The sequence below is a fragment of the Myroides sp. 1354 genome (genome assembly GCF_030324495.1).
In the GTDB taxonomy this organism is placed as follows: Bacteria; Bacteroidota; Bacteroidia; order Flavobacteriales; family Flavobacteriaceae; genus Flavobacterium.
Map to the genome: position 1 here is coordinate 82,758 of NZ_JACAGN010000011.1, position 13,512 is coordinate 96,269.

Annotated in this window: 11 protein-coding genes; 1 reads left to right on the forward strand and 10 read right to left on the reverse strand. The window is 37.0% G+C overall.

Going from position 1 to position 13,512, the window contains the following annotated elements; all coding sequences use genetic code 11:
- Positions 1–19: 19 nt before the first annotated feature.
- From HX004_RS12115 to dinB, 9 genes are all read right to left on the reverse strand, one after another.
- On the reverse strand, positions 20–670 hold the full coding sequence (locus tag HX004_RS12115) for an HD domain-containing protein (protein WP_286442809.1): 651 nt from the start codon (positions 668–670) through the stop codon (positions 20–22).
- Positions 671–704: 34 nt separating this feature from the next.
- Positions 705–1,703, reverse strand: a complete 999-nt coding sequence (locus HX004_RS12120) for an acyl-ACP desaturase (RefSeq protein ID WP_286442811.1) — start codon at positions 1,701–1,703, stop codon at positions 705–707.
- An 80-nt stretch (positions 1,704–1,783) separates the two neighbouring features.
- Positions 1,784–2,515, reverse strand: coding sequence for a lysophospholipid acyltransferase family protein (locus tag HX004_RS12125; RefSeq protein ID WP_286442812.1), 732 nt, complete (start codon positions 2,513–2,515; stop codon positions 1,784–1,786).
- Between the two features lie 70 nt (positions 2,516–2,585).
- Complete coding sequence (locus HX004_RS12130) at positions 2,586–2,996, reverse strand: BrxA/BrxB family bacilliredoxin (protein ID WP_286442814.1); 411 nt, start codon at positions 2,994–2,996, stop codon at positions 2,586–2,588.
- A 90-nt stretch (positions 2,997–3,086) separates the two neighbouring features.
- Complete coding sequence (locus HX004_RS12135; RefSeq protein ID WP_286442816.1) at positions 3,087–4,238, reverse strand: PepSY-associated TM helix domain-containing protein; 1,152 nt, start codon at positions 4,236–4,238, stop codon at positions 3,087–3,089.
- Between the two features lie 94 nt (positions 4,239–4,332).
- Entirely contained in the window at positions 4,333–6,768 is a 2,436-nt protein-coding gene (locus HX004_RS12140; RefSeq protein WP_286442818.1) for a TonB-dependent receptor, read from the reverse strand.
- Between the two features lie 174 nt (positions 6,769–6,942).
- A complete protein-coding gene (locus tag HX004_RS12145) occupies positions 6,943–7,302 on the reverse strand; it encodes a YraN family protein (protein ID WP_286442819.1) in 360 nt (119 codons plus the stop codon).
- Positions 7,303–7,311: 9 nt separating this feature from the next.
- Complete coding sequence (locus HX004_RS12150; protein WP_286442820.1) at positions 7,312–8,214, reverse strand: S66 peptidase family protein; 903 nt, start codon at positions 8,212–8,214, stop codon at positions 7,312–7,314.
- 17 nt (positions 8,215–8,231) lie between these two features.
- Entirely contained in the window at positions 8,232–9,305 is a 1,074-nt protein-coding gene (dinB, locus tag HX004_RS12155; RefSeq protein WP_286442823.1) for a DNA polymerase IV, read from the reverse strand.
- 213 nt (positions 9,306–9,518) lie between these two features.
- On the opposite strand from dinB, the gene HX004_RS12160 reads away from it, so the two are divergent.
- A complete protein-coding gene (locus tag HX004_RS12160) occupies positions 9,519–11,378 on the forward strand; it encodes a monovalent cation:proton antiporter-2 (CPA2) family protein (RefSeq protein ID WP_286442824.1) in 1,860 nt (619 codons plus the stop codon).
- 58 nt (positions 11,379–11,436) lie between these two features.
- On the opposite strand, the gene HX004_RS12165 is transcribed toward HX004_RS12160, so the two are convergent.
- The gene (locus HX004_RS12165) at positions 11,437–13,509 is read right to left on the reverse strand and encodes a site-specific recombinase (protein ID WP_286442825.1); all 2,073 of its coding nucleotides are present in this window, start codon (positions 13,507–13,509) and stop codon (positions 11,437–11,439) included.
- Positions 13,510–13,512: the final 3 nt, after the last annotated feature.

Sequence of the window (13,512 nt, forward strand, 5' to 3'; positions counted from 1 at the left end):
GGCAGATTGCCATCTGCCCCTACTTATCTCCTTGCCATTCCGCGTAAAATTGGGCTAAAAAACCTTCCATATAACGGTGTCTTTCCGCTGCAATTCGCTTTCCAGCCTCTGTATGCATTAAATCTTTCAACAGCAGTAATTTCTCGTAAAAGTGATTAATTGACGTTCCTTTATGTGCTTTGTACTCTTCTTTGGTCATACCAAATCGAGGTGCTTGCTCTGGATCGTGAATTGGGTTGTTCTGGAATCCTCCATAATTGAAAACACGGGTGATTCCAATAGCTCCTATTGCATCTAATCGATCAGCATCTTGAACGATTTCCAATTCTTTCGACGTGAACTTTTGATTGAAATTCCCTCCTTTGAAAGAGATGTTTTCAATCCCCTTGACTACATGATCTACTACTTCCGATTGATAATCCAACGATTCCAACCATTCCTTTGCTTTACGAGGGCCGACAGTTTCATCTCCGTTATGGAATTTGCTATCCGCTATATCGTGTAGCAAAGCTATCAATTGCACAACATCGGCATCGGCATCGGGTTCGAATTGTAAAATATTGAGCGCATTATTGTATACACGTTCAATGTGAAACCAATCGTGTCCTCCTTCGGCATGCTTTAGCTCTTCTCTAACATAGGCAATAGTTGCTTCAATTTTTTTATTCATGTTTTACTGTAAACTGTTCACCGTCAACTGCAAACTATTTAATAATAGCAGGTTGTACCCATTTAAAAATATGTTCTTCTTTACCAACACTCATTCTTTCCGCAATGCGCAACATACGTGCAGGTAATTTCATCAAGTATTCTCTTGCTTTTTCTGCATCATCATTTAATCCAGTAAGTTTTGCAACTTCCCAACGATCGATTAATTTCTGCATGATTTCCACATAGTCAATTGCAGTATAGACTCCAATGCGTTGTGCTGAATCAGAAAACAATTCAAAGGCATCTCCCATCTTTCCTCCTGACTCGCGAATCAAGTTAGCTGGCATCGTAATTTTGCGCTTCATCATATCGACAAAAGCCAATAACATTTCACTTGGATCAACTTTAAAAATACGGTCTACAAATTCCGAATAAGCATGGTGGTGACGCATTTCATCTCCCGCGATTAAACGACAGATCTTCGATAATTTATGATCGCCATATTGTTTGGCTAATTTTGCCACACGATTGTGCGAAATATATGTAGCTAACTCTTGAAAACTTGTAAATACAAAGTTTTTATAAGGATCTCTGTCTGTTCCTGGATCGAAACCATCGTTTAATAAATATTGGGTTGTAATTTCTACTTCACGCATATTTACACGACCTGACAAATACAAGTATTTATTCAATAAGTCACCATGTCTATTCTCTTCACCAGTCCAGTGACGAATCCACTTTGCCCAACCATTGCCACTTTCACCTTCTCTTTGGTTTACTCCATCTACATCCATCAACCAAGATTCGTACGTAGGCAATGCTTCTTCCGTAATGGTATCTCCAACTAAAACTACCCAAAAATCATAGGGTAATTCTTTGGCGTATTCTCTCAGCTCTCTGACTTCTTCTAAAAAATTTTCACTTTCCGAATTGGGTAGTAAATCAGAAGGTTGCCAAATTTTCTCCACAGGTATTAGATAATCATCGACGAAGCTATCTATATTTTTTTCCAAGAAGTGCATCACTTCTAAACGAACATTGTGTGTTGACATTTCAATTTGTTTTTACTTCGCAACTAGCTCTTCGGTTTGGTTTAGTTTGTTTGGGAGTAACTGCGAGAATTAGTATTTTTCTATTCTATTTTAGACTTTACGATGGCCTCTGTTTTAGCAAAGAGTTCTTCAAAAGAATAATCGCTAATTTTCATTGGTTTATGTGCATAAAGACTAATTTTGGCTCCTAATCCTAACGGAAATTTTCCAAATCGGAACAATTTCCACGAATTATTAATCGTCAAGGGAACAAGATAAGCATCTGGTGAAAACTTACATAACATTTTAACCCCATTTTCTGAAAAACGTTTGGGATGACCGTCTCGACTTCTTGTTCCTTCAGGGAATATTACAGCTGAGCGGTTGTATTTTGAGATATATTGACCTAATCCACGAATAACAGTTAAGGCTTGTTTTGCGTCTTTTCGATCGATTAAGACTGACCCCCCGTGTTTTAGATTATATGATACACTCGGGATGCCTTGTCCTAATTCTTTTTTACTAACAAATTTGGGATGATTCTGTTTAAAGAACCAAATAATCATCGGTATATCGAACATACTTTGATGATTGGCTACAAAGACAATAGGTTTGTCTGTAGGAAGTTCTTCTTCTTTTGATACACGATAAGATGTACCTAAGATACCGGTACATAGCATGATCCACCACACCATGCAATCTACTACTTTTTTATGGGCTTTATAACCAAAGAGATTAAATGCTACCCATTGTAATCCATGAAAGAATAGGAGTACAAGTAATAAACAGATAACAAATAGTACAGATAATGGATATGAAATTATTTTTTGCATTAGCTCAATGTATAACTTGAGCAAATATACACTTTTAAAAAAAAACCACCTTATAGAAGGTGGTCTCTTTTTAGCAATATTCTTTGTATGCGTCGATCAAATTTTCAGCGATCATCTCTGCTGGATGTCCTTCAATGTGATGTCTCTCTAACATGTGAACTAACTCTCCGTCTTTAAACAAAGCCATAGAAGGTGAAGATGGAGGGAAAGGGAACATATGTTGACGTGCTGCATCAACAGCATCTTTATCTACACCTGCAAAAACCGTTACGATTTGCGCTGGTGTTTTTTCTCCTCTTAAGCTCATGATTGCTCCTGGGCGTGCATTACGCGCCGCACAACCACAAACTGAGTTTACCACTACTAATGTAGTTCCTTCTTTACTTAAAGCAGCTTCTACTTCGTCTGCTGTATATAATGCTGAAAATCCTGCATCAACTAACTCTTGACGCATTGGTTTTACTATTTCTTCTGGATACATACTATTACCTTTAATTAAAATTGTAATAACAAAGTTACACTTTTTCTCTTATTTTGTCCACTTTCAATGCTAAAGTATTCCCAAGATGCACTACGCTTTCTTTTTGGGTTTCTTTTTCATTTTATTCAACCAAATAAAAATCCCAGTAATTGGTAAGGAGGTAGCGATTAAACAAGTGATAAAATAGATCACTTTAGAAAATAACCCATAAATATCTCCAAAGTGCAAGGCTCTAATTGAACTCGCCAACTTCTCTCCCATTGATTTATCTGCAAAGATTTCTTTTTTGATTACTTCTCCAGAGTATTGATCGATAAACACGCGATCATTTACCGTTTCATTCCATCTCGCCAAGTCATTTTTATTGATTTCATAAGCTCCCAGAGAATCTTTTGGCAAGCTTACCGCCAACGTGCGATAGTCATATGCCATTTCTTTATTAGCAATAGCAAGCGCTTCTTCTAAACTAATGGTGGATTTATCTTGCAGTACGGATTCTGGTTTTACTTCATCACGTCCTCCAAAAACTTTAGCTCCTAATACACTACTTAAACCATTTCTATACCATTCAAATGACCAACACAACCCCGTCAAGGACATAATCAATACAATCAATAAAGTATAAAAGCCAAGCGTATTGTGTAAATCGTGATTGATGCGCTTCCAATTGGCATTAAACTTAATTTTAAACCCGGGTTTAATGCTCTTCCATCCTTTAATCTTTTTAGGAAACCACAAGATTAATCCTGAAATAGAAAGGAAACAGAAAATAATCGTCGCAATTCCTACAATTGGGCGTCCAATTGAAGAATCGAGTAATAACCAACGGTGTAATTTGAAAACGGTCATGAAAAACTCATCTCCAGGTCCTTTTCCTGTACCTAGGATCTCTCCTGTAAAAGGGTTAACATGTACGGCCTCACCTCTTTTTCCTTCTTCTCCTTTACTTACGGTAAAAACAAATGGTTTTCCCTCTTTGCTCACTAAAGTAATGCGTTGTACTTTTCCTTGTGTTGATGCTTCAACAAGCTGTACCAACTCTGCAACGGGTTTAGCTTGCCTCTCATTTGGTGCAACAAACGCATAGCGATTTGGTTCAAGCCATTCTTGAATTTCCGTCTTAAACGTGTAAATGGTTCCTGTTAAACAAACTACAAATAACACAAGTGAACTCGCAATACCTAACCACAAGTGGAGGTCATTCATCAATTTGCGAAAAGGAGAGGTCTTCTTTGCTTTCATATGGGATTTAAAAACGAACAAACACGATTTTATAACATAAAACCGTGTTCGAACTTATTATTTCAATTATAATGACACTAATTAAAGGGTAATTCTAGAATCTATACGTCAATTGTGCGGCAAAATTTCTAGGTGAAATTTCGTTAATATATCCTCCTCTGAAATAAGAAGTATATCCTCTTTCATTGAATAGATTATTCATAAATACACTTAACGTAGCGTTTTTGTAAGTATAAGCTGCCTGTGCATTTACTGTAGTATAGCTAGGCATATCAAATGGTCTTACGTTTACGTTTGTATTGTGACTATCTGTTGTACGGCTGTATTCATTCACTGGACGTTTTCCAACAAAGTAAACACCTGCACTTACTGACAATCCGTTTAACGTACCTTGATCAAATTTATAGCTCACCCATCCGTTTGCTGTATGTTCTGGTGCGTTCATTGGTGCAGATCCATCTACATATTGGGGGCTGTCTTGGTATCTCGCATATAAGTTAGCATATCCCAACATTACTTCTAAGTTGTTGGTAATTTTACCATTGATTTCCAACTCAAATCCGTTGCGTTTTAAATCACCCGCTAAGATGCTTTCTGTTTTAGATTGCTCATTTGTTTCTGGGTTGATATAAGGGGCAACTAAATTATTTTGATTGATGAAGAAGTATGTAAAGTTCACTCCTAAATGATCGTTATACCAGTTTGATTTGAAACCAAATTCAAATTGTTTGATATCTGAAGCTCCTGCATATCCTCCTCCGTGTAATAATTTGTTTGATTGTCTCAAACTACTTGTTGTAGTATAGGAAGCAAACGTACTGATGTTTTCTTGTGGTTTGAAGATTAATCCCAACATTGGATTCCAACGATCCACAGTAGCATTTTCTGTTGTATTTCCATTTAAACGGCTGTAGCGAAGACCTAACATTGCACTTAATTTATCTCCAATTGCGATATAATCTTGTGCCATAAAACCAATGGTTGGAGACATCGTTCTTGTTGTTGCAATATCTCCGTAGATGATATTATCAGGCAACATATTGTCGATAGGTCCTAATACGTTGATATCACTTCTAAAGTCAACTAAAGCGTCATTTCCTGCTTTATCTTTCCCCCATACTTTACCTGCTGCAGATCCACCGATTGTTTTGGTTTGTCTGTAATCAAATCCTATTTGGAAGGTGTGTTTTAAGATTCCTGTAAAGATGTCTTTTCCGATTAAATCTGCTTGGAATACAGAGTTATAATCATCCGATTGTCCCATAGAAACCGTGCGTTTTATATCTCCATATTGACTCCAATCATCGCCAATTTCCTTTTTAGGCTTTACCGTTGTTACGTTTGTAGAACGCCCATATTCATTGTAGATTGATGCTGTATATGAAGTTCTAAAGCTCAATTTTTCTGTTAATTGTCTTTCGAAACGGGCTACATAATTTTGCATGGTAATCTTTTTAGAATCTCCTTTGAAACCTAAAAATTTATTATGTGGCATTTCATACAACTCATTTGCATAGTCAGGCCCTAAATTTACCGTTCCTTTATCATATACATAATCTCCATTTAAGTAATCCATCTCAACCGTTAACTTGGTTTTGTTATCGATTTTCCATGTTAGGGATGGATTAATGTAGAAGTGTTCGTTATTTACAAAGGTTCTCCAGCCATCATTTCTTTCGTATGCACCATTAAAACGGAAAGAAACCGTTTCTTTTTTGTCTAATACTTGCTCAAAGTCAACAGTAGGTCTCACTTGACCATAGCTTCCAACTCTAAACCCAACTTCTCTGTGGTTTTTAAAGTTTGGCGTTTTAGTTACCATATTGATTACTCCTCCAGCAGCACCTAAACCATTTCCGATTCCTTGTAATACTGCAGCAGAACCTTTGATTACCTCAACACTTTCAACACCTTGCATATCCGCAATTGCTGAAGCCGTTCTAAAATCAGAGTCCATTCCAACTCCATTTCTCAATACGGGTGTTCCTCTGAATCCACGCATAGACATACTTTCTGATGGTCCTCCATACGTTGAAAACTGGGTTACCCCAGCTACGTTACGCGCTGCATCTGTAATTGTCAACGCTCCTTGTTCTTTAATTACGTGTTCAGAAACAATACTAATAGATTGAACTTGATCTTGTAATCCAAGTGGTAAACGCGTGATATACTGAAGATTTTTTACATTCTTGTTACTTCTACCATATACAGTGATATTTTCCAATTGGCTATCAGCCACTAAAAGAAAATTCACAATTTCTTCATTTTTTGCTAGGGTAATTTCTCTTTGAGAGGTTGAATATCCAACAAAAGAAGCTTTCATCGTGTGCTTTCCTTTCTGCACATTATTCAATTTAAACTCTCCGTTTTCATTGGTTTGAACAGCTGTTTGCCCTTCTCCCAATACAACCGTTGCAAAAGGTAATGGTTTATTAACCTCATCTACAACTCTTCCTTTGATTGTGATGTTTTGAGCGAAACTTACCATTACTCCGCAAATGGTAACTAACAATGTCGTATACGTCTTCATTCTGAACCTGTGTTATTTAGACTTATTAAAAACGCCACAAATGTAAAGTGATTCTAAATAATCCACAAATTTTATTTAGACTTTTTTTATATAAGATTTTTAAAGGAAAATCAATTAATACCGAACACTTTTAATAAAGACATAAAATATCGATCAAAATTTGAGAATATCGCACTAAAACCAATAAAAAGCACGCTCAATATGCTGTATCTCAGGAATAGACTTTCTTATACTAATAGCTACTATATCGAAGCGAACCTCTTCTTTTCGCTTGGATTGTCGAACAAAAGCATCTGCTGCAGTAATCAATCGATTGATTTGAGGTTTTTTTAAAAATTCTTGAGGCAACCCAAAATCGGTAGTGCTTCTCGTTTTTACTTCAACGAAAACTAAAAAAGAATCCACCTCCGCGATGATATCTACTTCGGCATTTCTGTACGCCCAATTTCGAGCTATAATTTGATAACCTTTTTCTTGTAAAAAATCAACGGCTAAATCTTCACCTAACTTTCCTAATTCACTTGCTTTACTCATATATTGTTTTTAACTAAAAGCGACAGTCACCTGATTGTCTTGTACTTCTAGTTCAACAATAGTGCCTAACTTTAAAGCCCAATTGGAAGATCCATGTCCGGCAGGGAAATTAAAGACAACGGGGTAGTGGTATTCTTTCACTATATCTAAGATAATTTCTTGTGCATTATATCCGAAGGGAATTGAATTATCGTGCATATCTGTCATTCCGCCAACAATAAGCCCAGCTAAATCTTGTAAAATCCCGTTGCGTTTGAGGTTGTGCATCATGCGATCAATGTGATATAAATATTCATCCAAGTCTTCAATAAAGAGAATCTTTCCCTTGGTATTTATAGATGAGGCAGACCCCAATAAACTATACAGGATAGAGAGATTTCCTCCTACTAATTCACCTGTTGCCTTTCCTTGCTTATTTGCAGGATCTGCACTAATGGTATATGATAGTGTTTCACCAAACAAAGCTTTGTGAAGTGAAACCTTGGATTCTTCTTTAGCTAAAGGCACACTAAAAGCCATAATACCGTGAATGGTTGCTATATCTAAATTATGAACGTGACTGTGCAGGGTAGTTACATCGCTAAATCCAACAATCCACTTGGGTTGTTGCACTAAAAGCGAAAAGTCAATTGCATCAATGATACGCACCGTGCCATACCCTCCTCTTGCGCACCAAATCGCTTTGATTTCGGGATTTTTCAATTGTGCATTAAAATCATCTACACGCTCTTGATCGGTTCCTCCTAATTGAAAATTATCCAATCCGATGGTTTGCCCTAAAACGACTTCCAATCCCCAAGATTCTAAAAGTGCTATAGCGGGTTGAGCTTCTTGAATTGAAAATTTTCGAGCGGTACAAACAATGGCTACTTTATCGCCTTTTTGCAAATAGGGAGGTATTATATTACTCATGATAACTATATTCAGATTTAAAAATCAAAACGCAGCTGTACGGCCACGGGTTTTTTAGTTGCTTTTCTATTGTTTAGATTACTCAAAGATACACCAATCAGGCGGACAGAATTCTGCAATTTTTCTTGATAAAGCAATTCCTTTGCGCAATCGAGAATAATTCCCGCATCGGCAATAAAATACGGAAAGGTTGTACTGCGTGTTTGCTGTACAAAGTCGGCATATTTTATTTTTAACGTGATTGTTTTACCCGCCAACCCTTGTTTTTTTAATCGCAGACTCAATTCTTCAACGATATGGGCGAGTTTACTTTCGAGGTAAACTTCTGAACTCAAATTTTCATCAAAGGTGCGTTCTGTTCCCACGGATTTAATCAATCGATCTGGGCTAACAGGCGAGTTGTGAATGCCACGCACAATATAGTAATAGGCTTTTCCTGCTTTACCGAAATGTTCTTCTAGGAATTCTATGGATTTGGCCTTTAAATCTCGTCCCGTAAAAATGCCAAAATGATACATCCGATCTGCGGTCTTCTTGCCAATACCAAAAAACTTTTTAATTTCGAGAGCTTCAAGAAACGATTCTACTTCTTCGGGATTAATCGTTTTTTGTCCATTGGGTTTATTGTAATCGCTTGCTACCTTGGCTAGGAATTTATTAATTGAAATCCCAGCCGAAGCGGTTAGATGGGTGCGTTCGAAAATTTTTTGTCGAATCTCTTGTGCGATTAAGGTAGCACTTGGACAACCTTTTTTGTTTTGGGTTACGTCTAAAAACGCTTCATCTAATGCCAAGGGTTCCACTAAATCCGTATATTCATGAAATACGGCTCGAATTTGTCGGGAGACCTCTTTATAGCGATCAAAACGAGGCGGTACAAAGATTAAATGAGGGCATTTTTTTTGTGCCAATACTCCACTCATCGCACTTCTCACGCCATATTTTCGCGCCTCATAACTCGCGGCAGCCACTACGCCTCTCTCGCTACTTCCTCCCACAACAATAGCCTTTCCTCTCCATTCCGGATTATCCAGCTGTTCTACTGAAGCGTAAAACGCATCCATATCAATATGTATAATCTTTCGATTCATCTCAAGGCTAATTTGGTCAAAATTAATTGAAAAAAATCAGTTTATATTCTTAAAAAAAATATCGTTTTTTTTTAACTTTCCGATGATAATACAAGTGCTATTACGTAAATTTGTATGTATTTTAAATACTTTTTGAGTAAGTATGCGTTATTTCTAACAACTAAACGTTATAGATACTATACTGTTATTTAATTCGAAAAATACAATCATAAAATGAATGAATTTTTAGCGCAGGCCTTTATATTTTTATTTGCCGCAGTAATTTGTGTCCTCATTTCTAAGAAACTGGGAATGGGTTCTGTTTTAGGTTATTTATTTGCAGGAGTTTTAATTGGTCCTTTTGTCTTGGGATTTGTTGGAAAAGACGGGGCTGATATTATGCATGCAACCGAGTTTGGTGTAGTGATGATGTTATTTCTTGTGGGACTCGAATTGGATCCTAAAGAATTCTGGAAAATCCGAAAAGAAATTATTGGATTGGGAACCGCACAAGCCCTCGGTACAACGCTTATAACCACTGCTGTTTGCTATTTTGCCATTGGCCTTGGTTTGGGTACTTCCATTACGATTGGATTTGTCGTTACCATGTCGTCTACGGCTATTATTCTACAAACCATTTCGGAAAAGGGACTCAATAAATCCAATGTAGGAAAATCGAGCTTTGCAGTTTTGCTCTTTCAAGATATCATGGTAATCCCAGTAATGGCTTTGATTCCGCTCTTAGCTGTTTCGAAGAAAATACCGATTTCAACAACCAATAGCAGTATGCTAGATGGTCAACCCGTATTGATGAAAACCATGGCCATCCTTGGCGCAATCACAGTTATTTTCTTGGTTGGAAATTATATCGTCAATCCGCTTTTTAAATCGGTTGGGCGTTTGCAAATACGCGAAATTTACACGGCTTCGGCTCTATTATTAGTTATTGGAGTATCCTTGTTAATGCAACAAGTAGGACTTAGCCCTGCCTTAGGAGCATTTATTGCTGGGGTAGTATTAGCCAATAACCCGTACAAACATCAATTAGAAAGTGATATTGAACCCTTTAAGGCCCTCTTGCTCGGTATTTTCTTTATCGCCGTGGGATCGACCATTAACTTTGAGATTATTTCCAAAGAGCCCTTAATCATCCTTTCTTTATTAGTTGGATCCATGGCCATCAAAGCCATTGTATTATTTGCTATCGGAAAATGGAAAAAGTTCCCAAAAGATCAATCTTTCCTATTTGCTATTTTACTTTCGCAAATTGGTGAATTTGCCTTTGTCATTTTAGCTCTGGGCAAAACCATCAATATCATTGATCAAACTTGGTATGATTACCTCTTAGCAACAACCGCTTTATCTATGGTGGTAACACCGATCTTAATGTTGTTGAATGAAAAGTGGATAAGCCCGTATTTAGGATTGGCTTCCTCTCCTACCACAAACCAACCTTATGACGATTTATCGCATATCAGTGCCGATAAGAAAATCATCATTGCTGGTTTTGGGGATTTTGGAAACACAATCGGGCGTTTATTACAAGCGAATGACATTCCTACCCTTGTACTAGATAATGATGCAGAACGCGTGGATCATTTGCGTAAATTGGGTTTTAATGTTTACTATGGTGATGCTACTTCTATTAATATTTTAAAATCGATTGGAGTAGAGAAAGCCGATTATGTCATTGCAGCGATGGATCCGCCGGATGTCAATCAGCATTTGGTTGAAGTATTACACAAAAACTTCCCTGATGTAGAGGTCATTATTCGCGCGAAAAACAGAAAGAACGCCTATGAATATTTACAAGACGGCTTTACGGAAGTCTATCGTGAGAACTTCTTTACGGCGGTTTACGTTGGAACAGTCATGTTAGAAAAGCTAGGACTAAGCCACGAAGAAGCGAGAACACAGAGTGAACTATTCATCCGAAGTGACCGTGCATCGTTGAGAAAATTAGCGAAGAACATTCACAATTTAGAAGACTATATTACCGTATCCCGACTCGAATTTGAGCAGCAATCAAACTTATTAAAAGACAGTTTGCGCCATAAGAGAGAAGCAAAAGATACAACAGATTATACCGATTAATAGGAAACAAAAAGGGAGATGTATTGTACATCTCCCTTTTGTATTTTCGTTGTTTTTACTAATTTTTATCTGGTGTTTTTTCCGAAACAGTTGTCACCGTATTTCCTGTTGGAATAAAAAATTCCATTGGAAAGCTCTTAAAGTATTTCAATACAGCCCAAGCGAGTTCTCTTGTTTCTTTGAATGGTATATTACGAGAGCGGAACGCTAAGAGAATAGATAAACCAAAGCTCACAATAAAGTTCATGAATCCGATCAACCACATTCCGATGAAGGCCCATACTAACATGGAAGTTGGCGCTTCAAATCCAGATCCATAATATCCAATGGCAATATTTCCACTGACGAATGTAATATGTCGAATATCAATATCTAACCCGATAAAAGTTCCAATAGCCCCACAGGTACCCATGAATAGACCAAAACAGATATTAGATACTATTCCTGGCCATTTGGTATCAACCCAATTGGCAATTTTTGTTGAACGTTGAATCCCGAAATTATATTTTAACCACGGATGTTCTTGAATGCGATAAAAAACGCGGTTGTGTTTGTTTCTATTGGATACATTTCCTGAGATAATTCCTGATAAGAATAAGAAAATACCCGCAATACCAGCATGGAACAACGCTTTTGACTCAATCGGATCAGCGTCAATTAACATGCCTTTCCATTCTTTTTGTGCAATATTCACCTCAAATACAGAATCAAATCCCCACATCAATAACAACGCAATAGGAAAAGCCAAGATTACGTTTCCAATAAAGGCAATAAACTGAGAACGCACTAAACGCGCAAACAGTTTTGCAAAGCCGATATGCTTATCCGCACTGTCAACATGTTGTTTTTGTCCGTCCTCAATGGCTTTGATAATCGCAGCCGCCGTCATAGCCGGTTGTTTGGTTGCTAAGGTAAAGCCCAATAAATAAATTAAACAGAACCCCAAGGCATAATTCAAACTATACAACATGGCATGACCAAAGATACTAGCATCTAATTTATGTGCTAATAACTTCAGAATACACATAAAACCAACGATAATACCCGCCCCCATGGCTCCTCTAAACATATGCCAATATTCTCCTGCGGTCTTGGTAATATAGTGTTCACCTGTTTTAGCCGTATGCTGCGTAATTTCATACGATATCAATTGTGTACTTTCCTTAATCAGTCCAGACACATTGTACTTATAACAGTTATATCCTATCAACTTACGCGCCAATTGGATGGTATTTCTTTTCTTCTCTAAAGCGGTATCTTCTCCTTCAATAATAATTAGCGAAAGCAAAACATCCACTCGTTGTAATTGCTGTCTTAAACGCAATAAACTCTGGTTAACCTTAATAGAGATTCCGTACTTCGAGCTGTTCTTAAAAGCTTGATTAACGAAATCCAAACATTGTTTATGGAATATTTTAATCTGCTTGCAGTTGATATCACTAAGCGTCAAATAGTCGATATTGCCTTTTAAAATACTAGAGGCTACTTCCATAAACTCTTTTTCTAAGGCTAAAAAAGGACTTTCAAAGTGAGAATATTCAGGGACCATGCTGATAATAGAACTTTCCATAGCTCTACCACTCATGCGTTGGGTGATTAATCCAATAGAATTCAACAGCTCTCCCATCACAGATTCATCTGATATTTTAGTAAAAATATCAGCGAAATTCAATTGATCGAATAATTCTAACAATTGTTCCTCCGGAATCAAGTCTACCCATGCAGCGTCCGTATGCTTGTGAAACACTTGGTTTAACACATACTCATAGGTATCTTTTTCGGGTTGATAGGGTAAAACTTTAGCCCATAAACGCTTTTTAACCTCATAAAAGAAATCTGAATCTTGTAAAATCCCCGCATCCGATATCATTCGGCTGAAACGTCTATTAGAAAGTAACTCTTTCAAATATTCGATCAAAGCTAACCGTTCAACTTCGTGCGTTTTTAAATAAGACGTAAAAGAATCTATGGAAACTCGATTTGTTTTTTTTATATTTCGCGGTCGAAAAATATGTACAAGATCAACTAAGAAAGAAATATCTTCGCTTGTATATATTTTACCATCAACTACATATTTATTAAAAAGCTCCTCAATTCCTTGAGGTGATTGCAATATGTATCTTAATTTCATCTA

What these genes read in the sequence shown, in the direction of transcription:
- HX004_RS12115 (WP_286442809.1), bottom strand. Translation starts at nt 670, where the DNA reads ATGAATAAAAAAATTGAAGCAACTATTGCCTATGTTAGAGAAGAGCTA.
- HX004_RS12120 (WP_286442811.1), bottom strand. Translation starts at nt 1,703, where the DNA reads ATGTCAACACACAATGTTCGTTTAGAAGTGATGCACTTCTTGGAAAAA.
- HX004_RS12125 (WP_286442812.1), bottom strand. Translation starts at nt 2,515, where the DNA reads ATGCAAAAAATAATTTCATATCCATTATCTGTACTATTTGTTATCTGT.
- HX004_RS12130 (WP_286442814.1), bottom strand. Translation starts at nt 2,996, where the DNA reads ATGTATCCAGAAGAAATAGTAAAACCAATGCGTCAAGAGTTAGTTGAT.
- HX004_RS12135 (WP_286442816.1), bottom strand. Translation starts at nt 4,238, where the DNA reads ATGAAAGCAAAGAAGACCTCTCCTTTTCGCAAATTGATGAATGACCTC.
- HX004_RS12140 (WP_286442818.1), bottom strand. Translation starts at nt 6,768, where the DNA reads ATGAAGACGTATACGACATTGTTAGTTACCATTTGCGGAGTAATGGTA.
- HX004_RS12145 (WP_286442819.1), bottom strand. Translation starts at nt 7,302, where the DNA reads ATGAGTAAAGCAAGTGAATTAGGAAAGTTAGGTGAAGATTTAGCCGTT.
- HX004_RS12150 (WP_286442820.1), bottom strand. Translation starts at nt 8,214, where the DNA reads ATGAGTAATATAATACCTCCCTATTTGCAAAAAGGCGATAAAGTAGCC.
- dinB (WP_286442823.1), bottom strand. Translation starts at nt 9,305, where the DNA reads ATGAATCGAAAGATTATACATATTGATATGGATGCGTTTTACGCTTCA.
- HX004_RS12160 (WP_286442824.1), top strand. Translation starts at nt 9,519, where the DNA reads ATGAATGAATTTTTAGCGCAGGCCTTTATATTTTTATTTGCCGCAGTA.
- HX004_RS12165 (WP_286442825.1), bottom strand. Translation starts at nt 13,509, where the DNA reads ATGAAATTAAGATACATATTGCAATCACCTCAAGGAATTGAGGAGCTT.